This is a genomic window from Mycolicibacterium sp. MU0050, from assembly GCF_963378085.1.
Classification (GTDB): Bacteria; Actinomycetota; Actinomycetes; order Mycobacteriales; family Mycobacteriaceae; genus Mycobacterium; species Mycobacterium wendilense.
The window spans coordinates 2,324,764-2,343,932 of the sequence record NZ_OY726395.1; the positions used below are offsets into that span (position 1 = coordinate 2,324,764).

Below are 19,169 nucleotides of genomic sequence, written 5' to 3' on the forward strand. Positions count from 1 at the left end.
ATCCTGGGCTATTCTGCGACCTGATGAGTATTAGTGTCCAGACTGCTGTCCAGGAGCAAGCGTGAGCACCGATATCCCGCCCACCACCAAGGCCCGCGACATCGCCGATTGGTCCGACCTCGACAGGGTCGACGTGCTGGTCCTCGGTTTCGGTATCGCCGGGGGGTGCGCCGCCGTCAGCGCCGCCGCGGCGGGCGCCACGGTGTTGGTGCTGGAGAAGGCCGCGGCCGCCGGTGGCACCACCTCGATGGCCGGCGGACACTTCTACCTCGGCGGCGGCACCGCCGTGCAGCAGGCCACCGGCCACGAGGACTCGCCCGAGGAGATGTACAAGTACCTCGTGTCGCAGGCGCGGGACCCGGAGCACGACAAGATCCGCGCCTACTGCGACGGCAGCGTCGAGCACTTCAACTGGTTGGAGGGCTTGGGCTTTCAGTTCGAGCGCAGCTTCTACCCCGGCAAGGTGGTGGTCCCGCCCGGCACCGAGGGGCTGTCCTACACCGGCAACGAAAAGGTGTGGCCATTTCTCGAGCAGGCCAAGCCCGCGCCGCGCGGGCACTCCGTGCCGGTCCCCGGTGAACTCGGCGGCGCAGCGATGGTGATCGACCTGCTGCTGAAGCGGGCCGACGAACTCGGTGTGCAGTTCCGCTACGAGACCGGAGCCACCGGATTGGTGGTCGACGACGGCGGCGCCGTGGTGGGGGCGACCTGGAAGCACTTCGCCGAGACGGGCGCGGTCAGGGCGGACGCGGTGATCATCGCCGCGGGCGGTTTCGCGATGAACGCCGACATGGTGGCCGAACACACGCCGGCGCTGGGCCAGCCGCGTCGCACCAAACACCACGGCCTGGTCGCCCCCTACATCCTGGGCAATCCGAACGACGACGGGCTGGGCATCCGGATGGGCGTGTCCGCCGGCGGCGTCGCGAAAAGCCTTGACCAACTGTTCATCACGGCCGCGGCCTACCCGCCGGAGATCCTGCTCACCGGCATCATCGTGAACGCCGAGGGCAACCGGTTCGTCGCGGAGGACTCCTACCATTCGCGCACGTCGGCCTTTGTACTCGAGCAGCCGGAGCAGACCGCGTATCTGATCGTCGACGAGGCACACATGCAGATGCCGGAGATGCCGCTGATCAAATTCATCGACGGCTGGGAGACGGTGGCCGAGATGGAGGCCGCACTCGGCATCCCCGCCGGGAACCTGGCCGCCACGCTGGCGCGGTACAACGACAACGCCGCCAACGGTGTCGACCCGGACTTCCATAAGCAGCCGGAATATGTTGCGGCCCAAGACAAGGGCCCGTGGGCGGCGTTCGACCTGTCGCTCGGGCGGGCGATGTACTCCGGTTTCACGATGGGCGGCCTGGCGGTGTCCATCGACGGCGAGGTACTGCGCGCCGACGGCAGCGCGGTGCCGGGGCTGTACGCCGCGGGTGCCTGCGCGTCGAACATCGCCCAGGACGGCAAGGGCTACGCCAGCGGTGTCCAGCTCGGCGAGGGCTCGTTCTTCGGCCGACGCGCCGGCGCGCACGCCGCCGCGCTGGCGACCGCGGCCCGTTCCTGAGGCCTCAGGGCACCCGCGCCGCGGCGTCCTCGATCCGGCCCAACCGCCACCGGCCGTCCCCGAGCAGCTCGAGGCGCTGCTCGTGATGCTGGGCGACGGTGGCCCGGTGCGCGACGCTGACCAGCACGGTGTCCGGCAGTTCGGTGCGCACCAGCTGGTAGAGCATGAACTCCAGCCCGTCGTCGAGCGCCGAGCTCGCCTCGTCGAGGAACACCGCCTTGGGTCGGGTCAACAGGATCCGGGCGAACGCGACGCGCTGCTGTTCGCCGGGGGACAGCACCTTGGCCCAGTCCTGCACCTCGTCGAGGCGCTCGACCAGCTGCGGTAGCGCGACCCGACCCAGCACCGCGCGCAGCTGATCGTCGGGGATCTCGCCCGGTGCGCTGGGGTAGGACACCACGCCGCGCAGGTCGCCGAGCGGCACATAGGGCAGCTGCGACAGGAACATCGTCTCGTTGGTCCCCGACGGGCACCGCAGCGTCCCGGTCGTGTACGGCCACAACTGGGCCAGGCTGCGCAGCAGGGTGGTCTTGCCGGTGCCGGACTTGCCGCTGATCACCAACGTGTCGCCGACGTCGAGCCGCAACGCCACCGGGTCGATCAGCTGAGCGCCGTCGGGCGTGCGGACCTCGACCCCGTCGAACTCGACCACCGCGTCGGCGCTCGGCTCGACCGTCAGCGACGGCAGGGCGCGCCCCTGCTCGTTGGACACCACCAGGCCGTGCAACCGGATGATGGCGGCCTGCCAGCCGGCGAAGCTGTCGTAGGAGTTACGGAAGAACGACAACCCGTTCTGGATCTCGCTGAAGGCCGTCGCGCTCTGGGTGACGTCGCCGAACCGGATCTCGCCGCTGAACAGTCGGGGCGCCTGTAGCAACCAGGGCAGCGGGACGATGATCTGGCTGATCGACAGGTTCCAGCCCAGAAAGCCCATGTTGCGGTTGATGTAGCGCTTGTAGTTGTCCACCACCGGCTCGAACCGCCGACTCAGCTGCAGCTTCTCGGCGACCTCGCCGCGGTAGAAGGCCACCGACTCGGCGGCGTCGCGCAGCCGCACCAGCGCGTACCTAAACGCCGCGTTGTACTTCTCGTTGTTGAAGCTCAACCGGATCAGCGGGCGGCCGATCCAGAACGCGATCACGGTCGCGGCGAACACGTAGAGCAGGCCCACCCAGAACATCGCCCGCGGCATGGTGATGCCCAGGAACGTCAACTCCCCGGACAGGTTCCACAGGATCGCGGTGAACGAGATGACGGACATGATCGAGGAAACCGCGCCGAACAGCAGCGTGCTGGTGCTCAGGTTGGTGGGCACGTTGGGCAGCGGCCCGACCCCGGCGGTGAAGATGTCGATGTCGGCCTGGATGCGCTGGTCGGGGTTGTCGATGGTGTCGTCGATGAACCGGGTGCGGTAGTAGGCGCGGTGGTCGAGCCAGTCCTCGGTGAGCCGGTCGGTCAACCAGGCGCGCCAGGTCAGCATGAACCGCTGGGTCATGAACAGGTCGAGCATGATGCGGGCCACGTGCAGCGTCGCCAGCAACGCGAACATCCACAGCGCGGACCAAAAGCCGCTGACCCCAGACTGTTCCACGACCTCGTCGCCGGCGGCGATGCCTTGGACCGCGATCTGGACGGCCGAGTACATGTCGTTGCCCTGGAAGCTGAACAGGACCGAGAGCCGCACCCCCGCCGTCACCGACAGCAGCAACGCCGCCAGCCACAGCCACACCAACACGCTGCCCGGGCCGGTGAAGTACCCGCTGGTGATGCGCCAGAACTGCCGGCCCCACCGGGTGAACTTCACGATCAGGAACACGAACGCGAAGGTGCAGACGGCCGCGATGGCCCAGCCCTTCGCGATCCACAGCAGCGATGTGACGAGTTCCTGACCCCAGTCCAGGCTGGGGGAGAACGGTTCCAGCTCGTTCACCAGCGACGTCTCCTGCCTCATCCGCCCGACGACCGCTGCCGTCGCGAAATGTCTGCGGCGAAGCTACCGCAGCGACCCGGCCGCGGCGACGCCGCGCGCCGATTCCGGCAAATGTCGCGCGGGCCCGCCGCCGCGGGGTGGTTACGCTGCCGCCATGGGTACTGACGCTCCCGAGGGGCCCGTGCACGCGGGTCGGCTCATCGCACGGCGCCTGCGCGCCAACGGCATCGACACCATGTTCACGCTGTCCGGTGGGCACCTGTTCTCCATCTACGACGGTTGCCGCAGCGAGGGCATCCGGCTGATCGACACCCGCCACGAGCAGACCGCGGCGTTTGCCGCCGAAGGCTGGACGAAGGTCACCCGGGTGCCCGGGGTGGCGGCGTTGACCGCGGGGCCCGGGATCACCAACGGCACGAGCGCCTTGGGCGCCGCCCAACAGAACCAGTCGCCCATGCTGGTGCTGGGTGGGCGCGCTCCGGCCCAGCGCTGGGGCATGGGGTCCTTGCAGGAGATCGACCACGTCCCCTTCGTCGCCCCGCTGACCCGCTACGCCGCAACGGCTCCCGCGGCCGAGGAGGTGGCGACGATGGTCGACGACGCCCTGTCGGCCGCGGTGTCGGCGCCGTCGGGACCGGCGTTCATCGATTTCCCCATGGACGTCGTCTTCGGCGCGGCCCCCGACCCGGGCGGGCCGGGGGCGCTCACGGTGCCCCGTCCCGCGGTCGCGGCCGAACCCGAGCAACTGCAGCGCGCCGTGGACCTGTTGGCCGGCGCGCGGCGACCGGTGATCATGGCCGGGACAAACGTCTGGTGGGGCCGCGGCGAAGAGCAGTTGCTGGAGTTGGCGCAGCGGCTGCGGATTCCGGTCCTGATGAACGGGATGGCGCGCGGGATGGTGCCCGCGGACCACGAGCTTGCGTTCTCCCGGGCCCGCTCCGAGGCGCTGCGGACCGCGGACGTCGCCGTGGTGGTGGGGGTCCCGATGGACTTCCGGCTGGGATTCGGCGCGGTGTTCGGCCCCGAGACCGCGCTGATCGTCGCCGACCGGGTGCGGCCGGAGCGGGCGCATCCGGTCGCGGTGGCGGCCGAACTCTACGGCGACCTGCCGGCGGTCCTGTCGGCGCTGGCTTCGGCGGGGATCGGCGACCACGAGGCGTGGATAGGCTCGCTGCGCGACACCGAGACCGCCGCCCGCGCCGCCGAGGCCGCCGAGCTGGCCGACGACCGCGCCCCGCTGCATCCCATGCGGCTCTACGCCGAACTGCGGCCGATGCTGGACCGCGACGCCATCGTCGTCATCGACGCCGGGGACTTCGGGTCCTACGCCGGCCGGGTCATCGACAGCTACGTGCCCGGCGCGTGGCTGGACAGCGGGCCGTTCGGCTGTCTGGGCTCGGGGCCGGGCTACGCGCTGGCGGCCAAGCTGGCCCGCCCGCAACGCCAGGTGGTGCTGCTGCAGGGCGACGGCGCGTTCGGCTTCTCCGGGATGGAATGGGACACCCTGGCCCGCCACGGTGTCCAGGTGGTCTCGGTCGTCGGCAACAACGGCATCTGGGCGCTGGAGAAGCACCCGATGGAGATGCTCTACGGCTATTCGGTGGTGGCCGACCTGCGCCCCGAGACCCGCTACGACCAGGTGGTGGCCGCGCTCGGCGGACACGGCGAACTGGTCTCGACTCCGGCCGAACTGCGTCCGGCCCTGCGCCGCGCCTTCGAGTCCGGGCTGCCCGCGTTGGTCAACACCCTGACCGATCCCACGGTGGCCTATCCGCGCCGGTCGAATCTGGCCTGACCGGCGGGACCACCGCGGGGTGCGCCCGCGTACCGTGAACCTGTGGCACGCACCTCCAACACCGATTCAAGATCCGGCGCCAAGACCACCGGCGCCAAGCCCGGTCGGCTCAGCCAACGTTTCTGGAAGCTGCTCGGCGCCAGTTCCGAGAAGAACCAGACCCGCTCCATGAGCGAGGTGGCGGCCTCGGCCGAGTTCGACGCCAAGGCCGCCGACCTCGACGACGAGCAGCTGCGCAAGGCCGCGCAGCTGCTGGTGCTCGACGACCTCGCGGACTCCGGCGACATCCCGCAGTTCCTGGCGATCGCCCGCGAGGCCGCCGAGCGGGCCACCGGACTACGGCCGTTCGACGTGCAGCTGCAGGGCGCGCTGCGGATGCTCGCCGGCGACGTCGTCGAGATGGCCACCGGTGAGGGCAAGACGTTGGCCGGGGCCATCGCCGCGGCCGGCTACGCACTGGGCGGCCGGCGCGTGCACGTCATCTCCGTCAACGACTATCTGGCCCGCCGCGACGCCGAGTGGATGGGTCCGCTGCTCGAGGCCATGGGCCTGACGGTCGGCTGGATCACCGAGAACTCCACCGCCGACGAGCGGCGCGCCGCCTACGGCTGCGACGTCACCTACGCCTCGGTCAACGAGATCGGCTTCGACGTGCTGCGCGACCAGCTGGTCACCGACGTCGCCGATCTGGTCTCCCCGAAGCCCGACGTCGCCCTCATCGACGAGGCGGACTCGGTGCTCGTCGACGAGGCGCTGGTGCCGCTGGTGCTGGCCGGGACCACGCACCGCGAGACCCCGCGGCTGGAGATCGTCGAACTGGTCGGCTCGCTGACTCCGGGGGTCGACTACGACGCCGACAGCGACCGCCGCAACATCCACCTCACCGAGACAGGCGCCCAGAAGGTCGAGAAGGCCCTCGGCGGCATCGACCTGTACTCCGAGGAACACGTCGGCACCACCCTGACCGAGGTGAACGTGGCCCTGCACGCGCACGTACTGCTGCAGCGCGACGTGCACTACATCGTCCAGGACGGCGCGGTGCGTTTGATCAACGCCTCCCGCGGCCGGATCGCGCAGCTGCAGCGCTGGCCCGACGGGCTGCAGGCCGCGGTGGAGGCCAAGGAGGGCATCGAGACCACCGAGACCGGCGAGGTGCTCGACACCATCACCGTGCAGGCGCTGATCAATCGGTACCCGACGGTGTGCGGGATGACCGGCACCGCGCTGGCCGCCGGGGAACAGCTGCGGCAGTTCTACAAGCTGGGCGTCTCGCCGATCCCGCCGAACACCCCGAACATCCGCGAGGACGAGGTCGACCGGGTGTACATCACCGCCGCGGCCAAGATGGACGCGATCATCGACCACATCACCGAGGTCCACGCCACGGGGCGGCCGGTGCTGGTCGGCACCCACGACGTCGCCGAGTCCGAGGAACTGCACGAACGGCTGGTCAAGCGCGGGGTGCCGGCGGTGGTGCTCAACGCCAAGAACGACGCCGAAGAGGCCGCGGTGATCGCCGAGGCGGGCAAGTTGAACGCCGTGACGGTGTCCACTCAGATGGCCGGTCGCGGCACCGACATCCGGCTCGGCGGTTCCGAGGACCACGAGCAGGAGAAGACGGTCGCCGAACTCGGCGGGCTGCACGTGGTCGGAACCGGCCGGCACAGCACCCAGCGTCTCGACAACCAGCTGCGCGGCCGCGCCGGTCGCCAGGGCGACCCGGGGTCCTCGGTGTTCTTCGCCAGCTGGGAGGACGACGTGGTGGCCAACCACCTCGAGCCCGGGAAGCTGCCCACCGAGACCGACGACGAGGGCCGCATCACCAACCCCAAGGCCGCCGCGCTGATCGACCACGCCCAGCGCGTCGCCGAGGGCCGACTGCTCGACGTGCACGCCAACACCTGGCGGTACAACCAGTTGATCGCCCAGCAGCGGGCGATCCTCGTCGACCGGCGCAACACGCTGCTGTCCACGCCGACGGCCCGCGAGGAACTCAAGGAGCGCGCGCCGGAGCGGTACGAGGAACTGGCCGAGTCGGTCCCCGAGGAGGAACTCGAGCGCATCTGCCGGCTGATCATGCTCTATCACCTGGACCGCGGCTGGGCCGATCACCAGGCCTTCCTGGCCGACATCCGGGAGAGCATCCACCTGCGGGCGCTGGGCCGGCAGAACCCGCTCGACGAGTTCCACCGGATGGCCGTCGACGCGTTCGGGTCGCTGGCCGCCGACGCCATCGAGGCCGCCCAGCAGACCTTCGAGACCGCCAATGTGCTGGCCGACGAGCCGGGTCTGGACCTGTCCAAGCTGGCCCGGCCGACCTCCACGTGGACGTACATGGTCCACGACAACCCGCTACAGGACGACACGCAGTCGGGATTGAGCCTGCCCGGGGTGTTCCGGTGATCGGCGCGAACTAGGTTAGGGACCATGGACGCGGGGGATGGGCGCGATCGGGTGTTGACCGTGCCCAACGTGCTCAGCGGTGTGCGCCTGATCCTCATCGGCGTCTTCGTGTACCTGCTGCTGGTCACCGAGTCCTACGGCTGGGCGGTGGCGGTGCTGATGATCAGCGGCGCCTCGGACTGGGCCGACGGCAAGATCGCGCGGTTGCTCGACCAGTCCTCGCGGCTCGGCGAACTGCTGGATCCCGCGGTGGACCGGCTGTACATGATCGTCGTCCCGATCACCTTCGCGCTGGCCGGGATCATCCCCTGGTGGGTCATCGTGGTGTTGCTCGCGCGCGACGGGATCCTGGCCGCGACGCTGCCGCTGCTGCGCAGCCGCGGGCTCGCCGCGCTGCCGGTCACCTATATCGGCAAGGCGGCGACGTTCGCACTCATGTCCGCCTTCCCGCTGATCCTGTTGGGGCAATGGGATGCGTTGTGGAGCAACGTGATCGGCGCCTGCGGCTGGGGCTTTCTGATTTGGGGGATCGGAATGTACCTGTGGTCGTTCGTGCTGTACCTGATCCAGGTCGCAATGGTGCTGCGGCAGTTGCCCAAGGTCGCGCGGTGACCCAGCCCGAGCCCGAGCCCAAGCTCGGCGGGTACGCGCTCGGTGGCTACGAACCGCAGGCGGGCCTGTCGGCCCGGCAGACCCGCGGCGTGCAGAAGCTGCCAGTGCCGTCGTTGCTGCGCTCGCTGCTGTCCGAACACCTGGACCCCGGCTACGCCGCAGCCGCGGCGGCCCGCGCGGAATCGGGGCAGCGCCGCCGCCGCGCGGACTGGGCCTGGCAGGCGGTGGCGGCGCTGCTGGTCGCGGCGGTGTTCGCCGCGGCCATGGCGCAGGCGCGCTCCACGGCCCCCGGCGTCTCGGAGACCCAGCGCGCGCTGGCCGCGTCGGTGCAGGCGACGTCGGCGGCCACCGACGAACTCACCGACCGCCGCAACGGTTTGGCCGCCGAGGTGGACGCCGTGGCGCGCCGGCAGTTGGTCGACGATGCCGAGGGCAATCAGCTGCTCGACCAGATCGACACCCTGGGGCTGGCCGCGGCCGCCGCCGCGGTCATCGGTCCCGGCCTGACGGTCACCGTGACCGAGCCCGGGGCGGGGCGGGACCTCACCGACGTCTCCAAGCAACGGCTGCCCGGCAGCCAGCAGGTGATCCTGGATCGGGATCTGCAGCTGGCGGTGAACGCGCTGTGGGGCAGTGGCGCCGAGGCGATTTCGGTCGGCGGGGTCCGGATCGGGCCCAACGTGACCATCCGGCAGGCCGGCGGCGCGATCCTGGTGGACAACCGCCCGATCAGCAGCCCGTACCAGATTCTGGCGATCGGCCCGCCGAACACCATGGCCCAGACCTTCGAACGCAGCTCGGGGTTGCGTCGACTGCGACTGCTGGAAACCTCCTATGGTGTCGGCGTGACCGTGAGCGCCGGCGACGGCCTGGCCATCCCGGCCGGGACCGTCAGGGAAGTCACCTTCGCCCGCAGCGGGCCGCGGTGACCGGACATGCAGGGATGACGAAGGGGGAGCGGAATTGATCGGCATCGCCGCACTGGTGGTCGGCATCGTCCTCGGGCTGGTGTTCCAGCCCAGCGTCCCCGACGTCGTCGAGCCGTATCTGCCGATCGCCGTGGTGGCCGCCCTCGACGCGGTGTTCGGCGGCTTGCGCGCCTATCTGGAGGGGATCTTCGACGCCAAGGTGTTCGTGGTGTCGTTCGTGTTCAACGTCCTCGTCGCCGCGCTGATCGTCTATCTCGGTGACCAACTCGGCGTCGGCACGCAGCTGTCCACCGCGATCATCGTGGTGCTCGGTATCCGGATCTTCGGCAACGCCGCCGCCTTGCGCCGGCGACTGTTCGGGGCCTGAGGTGAGGCTGCCATGAGTCCGACCCCCGAGCCGCCGACCCCCGATCCGCCGGAGCCCGAGCGGACCGAGGAGCACGGCCGTCACGAGTTGCCCGACGCGCCGGGACGGTCGCGTTCGCAATCGTTGTTCCTGGTGCTGGCGGTGGTGCTGTGCGTGGCATTGGGCGTCGCGATCGCAACCCAGGTGCGCCAGACCGACAGCGGTGACGCCCTGGAGTCGGCCCGGCCCGCAGACCTGGTGGTGCTGCTGGACTCGCTGCAGCAGCGCGAAGCCGCGCTGAACACCGAAGTCGTTGAACTGCAGCGGACCCTGGCGTCGCTGGAGGCCTCCGGAACCTCGGATCAGGCCGCCATCGACAACGCCCGCGCGCGGTTGGCGGCGCTGTCGATCCTGGTGGGCAGTGTGGCCGCGACGGGCCCGGGGGTGACGGTGGTCATCGAGGACCCGGCCCGCGGTGTGGCGCCCGAGACGCTGCTCGACGTCATCAACGAACTGCGGGCCGCCGGCGCCGAGGCCATCCAGATCGACTCGGCCGAGGCCAGCGTCCGGGTCGGCGTCGACACCTGGGTCACCGGCCCGCCGACCGAGCTGCTGATCGACGGTATGGTGCTCAGGCCGCCGTATTCAGTTCTGGCCATTGGGGATCCGCCGACCCTGGCCGCGGCGATGAACATTCCCGGCGGCGCCGTGGACAGCGTCGAGCGGGTTGGCGGGTCGATGCGGCTGACGCAATCGGAGCGGGTCGACGTGACCACCTTGCGACAACCGAAACCCCGCCAATACGCTCAGCCCGTCAAGTGAACGACCCGTGCGGACCGCCCGGGGCAGTCGAGTCAAGGAATCGAGGAACGCTGTGAGCGAGGTCCCGTCAGATCTGCAGTACACCGCGGAGCACGAGTGGGTCCGCCGCACCGGCACCGACACCGTGCGCGTCGGCATCACCGACTACGCCCAGGCGGCGCTGGGCGACGTGGTCTTCGTGCAGCTGCCGGACGTGGATGCGGCCGTGACCGCCGGGGAGTCCTTCGGCGAGGTGGAATCCACCAAGTCGGTGTCGGATCTCTACGCCCCGCTGTCGGCGAAAGTGATTGCCGTCAACGGCGATCTGGAGGGCAGCCCGGACCTGGTGAATTCCGATCCCTACGGCGCCGGCTGGTTGCTGGAGCTGCAGGTCGAGGAGGGCACGCTCGACGCCGGACTGGCCGGGTTGCTCGACGCGGAAGGCTACCGCGCCACGCTGACCGAATGACGGTTGTTAGGGTTCTGGCCACCACCCTTTCTGTCCGTGCCGGGTACATCGGTGCCCACCGCGCGGTAACGTCGGGTTCGCGACGGTTAGGGTGGGCGAGTTTCACCGGCGATAGCGCCACAAGCAGCCTGTAAGGAGCAGCGTGTGACGGAAAAGGACAGCAGTTCGGGAGCGGACCGATCGTCTGACGATCTGACCGTGGAAACCACTTCGGTGTTCCGGGCGGATTTCCTCAACGAACTGGACGCCCCGGCCGCCACCGGCGGCGAGGGAGCGGTCTCCGGGGTCGAGGGCCTGCCGGTCGGCTCGGCGCTGCTGGTCGTCAAGCGCGGACCCAACGCGGGATCGCGCTTCCTGCTGGATCAGCCGACCACCTCGGCCGGTCGGCACCCCGACAGCGACATCTTTCTCGATGACGTCACCGTGAGCCGTCGGCACGCCGAGTTCCGGCTCGAGAGCGGTGAGTTCCAGGTGGTCGACGTGGGCAGCCTCAACGGCACCTACGTCAACCGGGAGCCCGTCGACTCGGCGGTGCTCGCCAACGGCGACGAGGTGCAGATCGGCAAGTTCCGGTTGGTGTTCCTGACCGGGCCGAAGAACGGCGACGGGGGATCCGAGGGCTAGTGACCGCACCCGATACTCCCGCGTACGCCGGGATGTCGATCGGAGCGGTGCTGGACCTGCTACGACCCGATTTCCCGGATGTCACCATCTCCAAGATTCGGTTCTTGGAGGCAGAGGGACTTGTCACGCCGCAGCGCTCGGCGTCGGGATATCGGAGGTTCACGGCCTATGACTGTGCGCGGCTGCGGTTCATCCTGACCGCCCAGCGCGACCAGTACCTGCCGCTGAAGGTGATCAAGGCCCAGCTCGACGCGCAGCCCGACGGTGAACTGCCGCAGGCGGCCTCGCCCTACGGGGTGCCGACGCTGGTCGCCGGCGCCGCGGACGCCGACGGGCGGCTGCCGGCCTCGGCGGTGGGACCCGCGCGGGTACGGCTCAGCCGGGAGGACGTGCTGGAGCAGAGCGGCGCGGATTCGGCGGCCGGTGAGGAATTGCTGGGCGCCTTGGTCAAGGCCGGGATCATCACCACCGGACCCGGCGGATTCTTCGACGAACACGCGGTCGTGATCCTGCAATGCGCCCGTGCGCTGGCCGACTACGGAGTGGAGCCGCGGCACCTGCGGGCGTTCCGGTCGGCCGCCGACCGGCAGTCCGATCTGATCGCTCAGATCGCCGGCCCGCTGGTCAAAGCAGACAAGGCCGGTGCCCGCGACCGCGCCGACGATCTGGCTCGTGAGGTGGCCGCGCTGGCGATCACCCTGCACACGTCCCTGATCAAGTCGGCGGTACGCGACGTTCTGCATCGGTGAGGACTACAGTTGGCCGTGAAGCTCACGGGCATGCGGAGGGCAGACACTGATGGGTGAAGTTCGTGTGGTTGGCATACGCGTGGAACAGCCGCAGAATCAGCCGGTCCTGCTTCTTCGCGAGACGAACGGCGATCGCTATCTGCCCATCTGGATCGGTCAGCCGGAGGCCGCCGCCATTGCGCTCGAACAGCAGGGCGTCGAGCCGGCCCGGCCGCTCACCCATGACCTGATCAAGGATCTCATTGCTGCCCTTGGTCATTCACTCAAGGAAGTGCGGATCGTCGATCTGCAGGAGGGCACGTTCTACGCCGACCTGGTCTTCGACCGCGACATCCGGGTGTCGGCGCGCCCCTCGGACTCGGTGGCCATCGCGTTGCGGGTGGGGGTGCCGATCTTCGTGGAGGAGGCGGTGCTGGCCGAGGCCGGGTTGCTGATCCCCGACGAGACCGACGAGGAATCCGACGGCGGGGTGCGCGAGGACGAGGTGGAGAAGTTCAAGGAGTTTCTCGACAGCGTCTCACCCGACGATTTCAAGGCCACCTGACCCGCCCGCGTCGGCGTCCCGGCCGCGGACGGTGCGCTATGTCACGGAAGCGTCTCAACTGGGGTTCTGTCTCTCGACACGCCCGGTCGATTGGCGGGTCGCGTCCGTGCAGCCGCCATACTTGCACCGATGCACACGGCCCCCAGCCGACCGAGGTCGTCGTGGGAGTCGGCGGATGAGCGTATGCTCTTCAGGAGCCTATTCGGCGAGAGGAAGCACGGGTGAGCGAGCAGCCACGTCAGGGACAGTTAGACCTCGACGCAGCGGGGCAGGCAGCCGACGTCCCCGTTGGTGAGCCAGTGCAGGCGGGGTTGTTCCCGGACGATTCGGTGCCCGACGAGTTGGTCGGTTACCGCGGCCCCAGCGCCTGCCAGATCGCCGGCATCACCTACCGGCAGCTGGACTATTGGGCACGGACTTCGTTGGTGGTGCCGTCGATTCGCGGCGCGGCAGGCTCCGGCAGCCAGCGGCTCTATTCGTTCAAGGACATCCTGGTCCTCAAGATCGTCAAGCGACTGCTGGACACCGGGATCTCGTTGCACAACATCCGGGTCGCGGTTGACCATCTGCGTCAGCGCGGCGTCTCGGACCTGGCCAACATCACGCTGTTCTCCGACGGCACCACCGTCTACGAATGCACCTCCGCCGAGGAAGTGGTGGACCTGCTGCAGGGCGGTCAGGGTGTGTTCGGGATCGCGGTCAGCGGCGCGATGCGCGAGTTGACCGGCGCGATCGCCGATTTCCCAGGTGAGCGGGCCGACGGCGGCGAGTCGATCGCCGCGCCGGAGGACGAACTGGCCACGCGGCGCAAGCACCGCGACCGCAAGATCGGCTGAGCGGCCCGGAGTCGGTCGCAGCGGGTAAACTTCTACACGCATCGCCCCAGCGCGGGAGAGTTCCGTGATTGCCAGTCGCGGACGCCGAAGGAGCAACACCTCTCCGTCAACCTCTCAGGCCCCAGGACCGCGCCGGCCACGATGCCTCTGGAAAGCGGTGACCGGGCGCGCATTGACCGGCTCACCCGCCCATGGGGAAAGGCTCACGCCGAATCTCTCAGGCGCCCGGTGCCGGGTGGACGACAGAGGGGGAGGAACGCCGAGAAGTCGGCGTAGCCACCCTGTCGCGGAGGAGTCCCAGCTTGACCGAGCAGACCAGCCCCCAGTCCCCGGAGTTCGTCGACCGCCACATCGGCCCCGATGCCGATGCATTGGCCACCATGCTCACGGTGATCGGCGTGGACAGCCTCGACGAACTCGCCGCCAAGGCGCTGCCCGCCAACATTCTCGACGCGCTGGGCCCCGACGGGATCGCGCCCGGACTCCACGAGTTGCCGCCGCCGGCCTCCGAGCATGAGGCCCTGGCCGAACTACAGGCCCTGGCCGCGCAGAACACCGTCGCGGTCTCGATGATCGGGCAGGGCTACTACGACACCCTGACCCCGCCCGTGCTGCTGCGCAACATCATGGAGAACCCGGCCTGGTACACCGCGTACACGCCGTATCAGCCGGAGATCAGCCAGGGCCGGCTCGAGGCGCTGCTGAATTTTCAGACCATGGTGGCCGACCTGACCGGGCTCGAGCTGGCCAACTCGTCGATGCTCGACGAGGGCACCGCCGCCGCCGAGGCGATGACGCTGATGCACCGCGCGGTGAAGGGATCGGCCAACCGACTGGCCGTCGACGCCGACCTGTTCCCCCAGACCGCGGCGATCCTGGCGACCCGGGCCCGCCCCCTGGGCATCGAGATCGTCACCGCGGACCTGAGCCAGGGCTTGCCCGACGGTGACTTCTTCGGCGTCGTCGTCCAGTTGCCGGGCGCCAGCGGACGCGTGATCGACCACACCGCGCTGATCGAGCAGGCCCACGAGCGCGGCGCCCTGGTGGCGGTGGGCGCCGACCTGCTGGCGCTGACCATGATCGCCCCGCCCGGCGACCTGGGCGCCGACGTCGCCTTCGGCACGACCCAACGCTTCGGTGTGCCAATGGGATTCGGCGGCCCGCACGCCGGCTACCTGGCGGTGCGCAGCAAGCACTCCCGGCAGCTGCCCGGGCGCCTGGTCGGCGTGTCGGTGGATGCCGACGGCGCCCCGGCCTACCGCCTGGCGCTGCAGACCCGCGAACAGCATATCCGCCGGGACAAGGCGACCTCGAACATCTGCACCGCCCAGGTGCTGCTCGCGGTGATGGCCGCGATGTATGCGAGCTACCACGGCGCCGACGGGCTGACTGCGATTGCCCACCGCGTGCACGGCCACGCCCGGGCCATCGCCGCCGGGCTTGCGGCGGCCCCCGACACGGAGGTGGTGCACGACAAGTTCTTCGACACGGTGCTGGCCCGGGTGCCCGGCCGCGCGGACGCCGTCGTCGCCGCCGCGAAGGCCGACGGCATCAACCTGTGGCGGACCGACGCCGACCACGTGTCGGTGTCCTGTGACGAGGCCACCACCGACGCGCACGTCGCCGCGGTGCTCGCGGCGTTCGGCGCCCGGCCCGGCGCGGCCCCGGTGCCCGTCGAGATCGCGAACCGCAGCACGGAGTTCCTGACCCACCCGGCGTTCACCAGCTACCGCACCGAGACCGCGATGATGCGGTACCTGCGGGCGCTGTCCGACAAGGATCTGGCGCTGGACCGCACCATGATCCCGCTGGGCTCGTGCACGATGAAGCTCAACGCGGCGGCCGAGATGGAGGCGATCACCTGGCCGGAGTTCGCCCGCCAGCACCCGTTCGCCCCCACCGCGGATGCCCCCGGGCTGCGCCGCGTGGTCGCCGACCTGGAGACCTGGCTGGCCGGGATCACCGGATACGACGCGGTGTCGCTGCAACCGAACGCGGGGTCCCAGGGCGAGTACGCCGGGCTGCTGGCGATCGCCGAGTATCACGCGCAGCGGGGGGAGGGACACCGCGATGTGTGCCTGATCCCGTCGAGCGCGCACGGCACCAATGCGGCCTCGGCGGCGCTGGCCGGGATGCGGGTGGTCGTGGTGTCCTGCCGCGACAATGGCGACGTCGACCTCGACGATCTGCGCGCCAAGATCGCCGAGCACGCCGAGCGGCTCTCGACGCTGATGATCACCTACCCGTCCACCCACGGCGTCTACGAGCACGACATCGCCGAGATCTGCGCGGCCACCCACGACGCCGGCGGCCAGGTTTACGTCGACGGCGCGAACCTCAACGCGCTGGTCGGCCTGGCGCGCCCGGGCCGGTTCGGTGGCGATGTCAGCCATCTGAACCTGCACAAGACCTTCTGCATCCCGCACGGGGGTGGCGGCCCGGGGGTGGGACCGGTGGCGGCGCGCGCGCATCTGGCGCCGTTCCTGCCCGGCCATCCGCTGTCCGAGGAACTGGGCTGGGAGCTACCCGGCGGCGCGCCGGTGTCGGCCGCACCGTTCGGGTCGGCCTCGATCCTGCCGATCACCTGGGCCTACATCCGGATGATGGGCCCGGTCGGGTTGCGCACGGCGACGCTGACCGCGATCGCGTCGGCCAACTACATCGCCCGCCGGCTCGACGAGTATTACCCGGTGCTCTACACCGGGGAGAACGGCATGGTGGCCCACGAGTGCATCCTCGATCTGCGACCGCTGACCAAGGCCACCGGTGTGACCGTCGACGACGTCGCAAAGAGGTTGGCGGACTTTGGATTCCACGCCCCGACCATGAGCTTCCCGGTGGCCGGCACCCTGATGGTGGAGCCCACCGAAAGCGAGAGCCTCGCCGAGGTCGACGTATTCTGCGAGGCGATGATCGCCATCCGCGCCGAGATCGACAAGGTGGGCTCCGGGCAGTGGCCGGCCGACGACAATCCGTTGCGTAACGCGCCGCACACCGCCGAATGCCTGCTGGTCGCCGACTGGACGCACCCCTACAGCCGGGAGGAGGCCGCCTACCCGCTGGGTAAAGCGTTCCGGCCCAAGGTGTGGCCGCCCGTGCGCCGCATCGACGGGGCCTACGGCGACCGCAACCTGATGTGCTCCTGCCCGCCGATCGAGGCCTTCGCCTGACCTCCGACCCCGCCTCCAAGTGGCCCAAACGTGAGTTTGGGCCACTTGGTGCGAGTGGCTTGCGGAAATACGTCGATCTGGGCGGGCCGAGAGCTAAGCCAGCAGCTCGTTGACCGCCGCGGCGAACTCCGGTGAGTCCGAGGCGGGAACGCTGCGGTAGGTCCCGCCGCTGATCGCCGCGACCGCCTCCCAGGTGGCGCGGTCCGGATCGGCGCCGACGTTGATGACGTCGACGACGACCGGTCGGGCCGGATCGACGCTGCTGCGGATGAGGTCCTGCAGGCCCTGCGCGCCGAGGGTCCGGTCGGTGTGCGGTCCGGAGGTGATCACGAGCACCGAGTTCGGTTGGCCCGGACGGAAATTCGTCAGCGCATCGGCGTAGACGTTGCGCAGCGTGGTGAACGAGACCGCGCCGCCGGCCTGGCTGACCCCGCCCAGCGTCGAGGTCAACACGTCCCGACGGGACTGGCCGTCGATGTCGTCGCTGAGCGCACCCAGGTTGACCAGGGTCGTGCCGGCGGCGGCGTCGAAGGTGGTCAGCGAGACCGCGGCATCCGGTGGCAGCGCATCGATGCGGGCGTTGATCGCCGGCACGGAGGCGGCCAGGTTCAGGGAGCGGTCGAGCATGATCGACACGGCGGGGCCGGTGCCGACCGCCGGGCCGGCCAGCGCCTCCGAGAGCTCGAGGCGCGCGGCGTCGTCGCCGATCGACAGCGTCTGCTCCACCGCGGCACCGGTGGTGACCTCGCTGGTCGGCGGGTCGGTGCCGTCGACGCGGAAGCCGGCGTTGGACAACTCCGTCAACTGCTCGGGCCGCCGCATGAACCGTTCGAACTCGCTGGCGGCCGCGGTCTGCTCGTCGCTGAGCCAGTCTCCGGCCAGCAGCACCGTGGGGAAGTCCGCCACCGGCACCGCGCCGGGCGGAATCCACGACGTCAGAACGTCTTTCGCGTTGGACAGGTCGGCGGCGCGCCGGATCAGCTGCTGCTCGGTGGTGACCACGGCGTGCACCGGGGCGGCCGCCGGATCGTTGCCGTCCAGCAGGGCCCGCATGGCCTCGTCGAGGCTGTCGTCGGCGAGTTCGGGCGCCTCCGCGAGCAGCCGCGCGGCCGCACCGGCGCCGGCCGCTGCGGACGCGCCCGGCGGGGCGGAGGCCGCGGCCACGGCCTCGACCGCGAGGTCTGCGGCGTTGCTGTTGCCGGTCGCGGGCAACGCCAGTCGCAGCGAACCCCACCCCGGCCGCTCGAGGTTGTCCAGGCCGGCCGGATCGGCCTGCAGGTCGGGCAGCGAGGCCCAGGTCTGTTGCGCCAGGGCCGGTTTGAGGTCGGGGTGCATGGCCAGCAGGACCGGTGACGACACCAACGACTTGCTGTTGGTCACCGCTTCCGGTCCGGCCGCGGCCTCCAGCCGCGCCTCGGACGCGGAGCTGGCCGGAATCCACAGCGCGGGCTTCTCGCCCAGGTCCGTCGGCCACTGCTCGACCAGTCCGGCGACGACGGCGTCGGGGGCGGCGCTGCGCACGCCGACCGAGACGCAGTGATCCCCGATGGGGCCGGCGGTTTCGTTGTACCTGGCGGCCAGTTGCTCGACCTGCTCGGCGATCGCCGCGTCCGCGACGACGGCGACGGTGGCCTCACCCTGCAGGCACCGGCCGGCCGCCACCTCGGAACGGTCCGAGAGCGCGTCGCCGAAGAACCGCCACATGATGAACCCGGCGACCAGCGCGACCACGGTCGCCAGGGCGACGATGACCCCGACGCTGACGCCGCGGCGACCCGGCGCCACGGTGCGGTGGCTGCCGGTCCATTCCCCGTCGTTGCGGTGCCCGCCGGAACTCTGGGCGGGACTGTCCGGCTCCGACGAGAACCCGGCGCGGGCCGGGTAGCCGAACCGGTCGTCGACGTCCGCGTCGGCGGCATCGTCGTCGCCGTCGTCGTCCTCGTAATCGGTGTCGTAGTCCGAGTCGTACCCGGTGTCATACCCGGCGCTGTAGCCCGAGTCGTAACCCTGGTCGGTCCGGAACCGGTCGTCGTAGCGGGCCTCACCGTAGGGATCGGTGTCGTCCTCGCGGCCTCCGTACCGCTGCGAGGGATACCCGCCGGCGGCCGGGTCGGCGTCGGGCAACTCGGCACGTTCGCCCGGATAGCGCGATTCGTACTCGGCCGCGTAGTTGTAACCGCCGGCCGGATGATCCTCGCGGTACACCTCCCCGGGCCCGGGGTACTGGTCGTCGGGTTCCGACATCGGGCGGTAGTGCCGGCCCTGGTCGGCGTCGGTGGCGTCGGCGTCCCCGGCGGAGTCGTGGTGGTCCGACCCGTACCGGTCGGGGTCGTACTGCTCGCTCTCGTACTGATCGTCGGAATCGTCGGGGTCGGGAATGCGATGCCTACCCAC

15 protein-coding genes and 1 riboswitch are annotated in these 19,169 nt (G+C 70.1%); of the genes, 13 read left to right on the forward strand and 2 right to left on the reverse strand.

Annotation, left to right across the window (positions count from 1 at the left end):
- Positions 1-61 precede the first annotated feature (61 nt).
- The gene (locus R2K23_RS10885; protein ID WP_316516600.1) at positions 62-1,567 is read left to right on the forward strand and encodes an FAD-binding protein; all 1,506 of its coding nucleotides are present in this window, start codon (positions 62-64) and stop codon (positions 1,565-1,567) included.
- A gap of 4 nt (positions 1,568-1,571) precedes the next feature.
- Here R2K23_RS10885 and R2K23_RS10890 read toward each other — a convergent pair whose 3' ends face one another.
- On the reverse strand, positions 1,572-3,488 hold the full coding sequence (locus tag R2K23_RS10890) for an ABC transporter ATP-binding protein/permease (protein WP_316517206.1): 1,917 nt from the start codon (positions 3,486-3,488) through the stop codon (positions 1,572-1,574).
- Positions 3,489-3,651: 163 nt separating this feature from the next.
- Between R2K23_RS10890 and R2K23_RS10895 the strand changes: the two genes are divergently transcribed.
- The 12 genes from R2K23_RS10895 to gcvP all read left to right on the forward strand — a co-directional run bounded on the left by R2K23_RS10895 (position 3,652) and on the right by gcvP (position 16,775).
- On the forward strand, positions 3,652-5,292 hold the full coding sequence (locus R2K23_RS10895; protein WP_316516602.1) for an acetolactate synthase: 1,641 nt from the start codon (positions 3,652-3,654) through the stop codon (positions 5,290-5,292).
- Between the two features lie 42 nt (positions 5,293-5,334).
- On the forward strand, positions 5,335-7,695 hold the full coding sequence (gene secA2 / locus R2K23_RS10900) for an accessory Sec system translocase SecA2 (protein ID WP_316516604.1): 2,361 nt from the start codon (positions 5,335-5,337) through the stop codon (positions 7,693-7,695).
- 24 nt (positions 7,696-7,719) lie between these two features.
- Positions 7,720-8,307, forward strand: a complete 588-nt coding sequence (locus R2K23_RS10905) for a CDP-alcohol phosphatidyltransferase family protein (RefSeq protein WP_316516606.1) — start codon at positions 7,720-7,722, stop codon at positions 8,305-8,307.
- Entirely contained in the window at positions 8,304-9,236 is a 933-nt protein-coding gene (locus tag R2K23_RS10910) for a DUF881 domain-containing protein (protein WP_316516608.1), read from the forward strand. Before R2K23_RS10905 ends, R2K23_RS10910 begins: the two co-directional genes overlap by 4 nt.
- Before the next feature lie 34 nt (positions 9,237-9,270).
- The gene (locus R2K23_RS10915) at positions 9,271-9,603 is read left to right on the forward strand and encodes a small basic family protein (protein ID WP_316516610.1); all 333 of its coding nucleotides are present in this window, start codon (positions 9,271-9,273) and stop codon (positions 9,601-9,603) included.
- Positions 9,604-9,615: 12 nt separating this feature from the next.
- Positions 9,616-10,404, forward strand: coding sequence for a DUF881 domain-containing protein (locus R2K23_RS10920; protein WP_316516611.1), 789 nt, complete (start codon positions 9,616-9,618; stop codon positions 10,402-10,404).
- A 52-nt stretch (positions 10,405-10,456) separates the two neighbouring features.
- Positions 10,457-10,852: a glycine cleavage system protein GcvH gene (gene gcvH, locus R2K23_RS10925; RefSeq protein ID WP_316516612.1), complete on the forward strand. Its 396-nt coding sequence runs from the start codon at positions 10,457-10,459 to the stop codon at positions 10,850-10,852.
- 144 nt (positions 10,853-10,996) lie between these two features.
- Entirely contained in the window at positions 10,997-11,476 is a 480-nt protein-coding gene (garA, locus tag R2K23_RS10930; RefSeq protein ID WP_316516613.1) for a glycogen accumulation regulator GarA, read from the forward strand.
- Complete coding sequence (ftsR, locus tag R2K23_RS10935; RefSeq protein WP_316516616.1) at positions 11,476-12,225, forward strand: transcriptional regulator FtsR; 750 nt, start codon at positions 11,476-11,478, stop codon at positions 12,223-12,225. The genes garA and ftsR overlap by 1 nt, the downstream gene beginning before the upstream one ends.
- Before the next feature lie 49 nt (positions 12,226-12,274).
- Positions 12,275-12,769 (forward strand): bifunctional nuclease family protein, encoded by a 495-nt coding sequence (locus tag R2K23_RS10940; RefSeq protein WP_316516618.1) that lies wholly within the window; start codon positions 12,275-12,277, stop codon positions 12,767-12,769.
- 221 nt (positions 12,770-12,990) lie between these two features.
- Complete coding sequence (locus R2K23_RS10945) at positions 12,991-13,605, forward strand: MerR family transcriptional regulator (RefSeq protein ID WP_316516620.1); 615 nt, start codon at positions 12,991-12,993, stop codon at positions 13,603-13,605.
- A 42-nt stretch (positions 13,606-13,647) separates the two neighbouring features.
- Positions 13,648-13,745, forward strand: a riboswitch (glycine riboswitch).
- Between the two features lie 162 nt (positions 13,746-13,907).
- Complete coding sequence (gene gcvP / locus R2K23_RS10950) at positions 13,908-16,775, forward strand: aminomethyl-transferring glycine dehydrogenase (protein ID WP_316516621.1); 2,868 nt, start codon at positions 13,908-13,910, stop codon at positions 16,773-16,775.
- Between the two features lie 93 nt (positions 16,776-16,868).
- Here the strand turns inward: gcvP and R2K23_RS10955 are convergent, their stop codons facing one another.
- A complete protein-coding gene (locus R2K23_RS10955) occupies positions 16,869-19,169 on the reverse strand; it encodes a vWA domain-containing protein (protein WP_316516622.1) in 2,301 nt (766 codons plus the stop codon).

Bases quoted from the DNA above. Each gene is read 5' to 3' on its own strand.
- R2K23_RS10895 (WP_316516602.1), top strand. From the start codon at position 3,652: ATGGGTACTGACGCTCCCGAGGGGCCCGTGCACGCGGGTCGGCTCATC.
- R2K23_RS10905 (WP_316516606.1), top strand. From the start codon at position 7,720: ATGGACGCGGGGGATGGGCGCGATCGGGTGTTGACCGTGCCCAACGTG.
- R2K23_RS10920 (WP_316516611.1), top strand. From the start codon at position 9,616: ATGAGTCCGACCCCCGAGCCGCCGACCCCCGATCCGCCGGAGCCCGAG.
- R2K23_RS10940 (WP_316516618.1), top strand. From the start codon at position 12,275: ATGGGTGAAGTTCGTGTGGTTGGCATACGCGTGGAACAGCCGCAGAAT.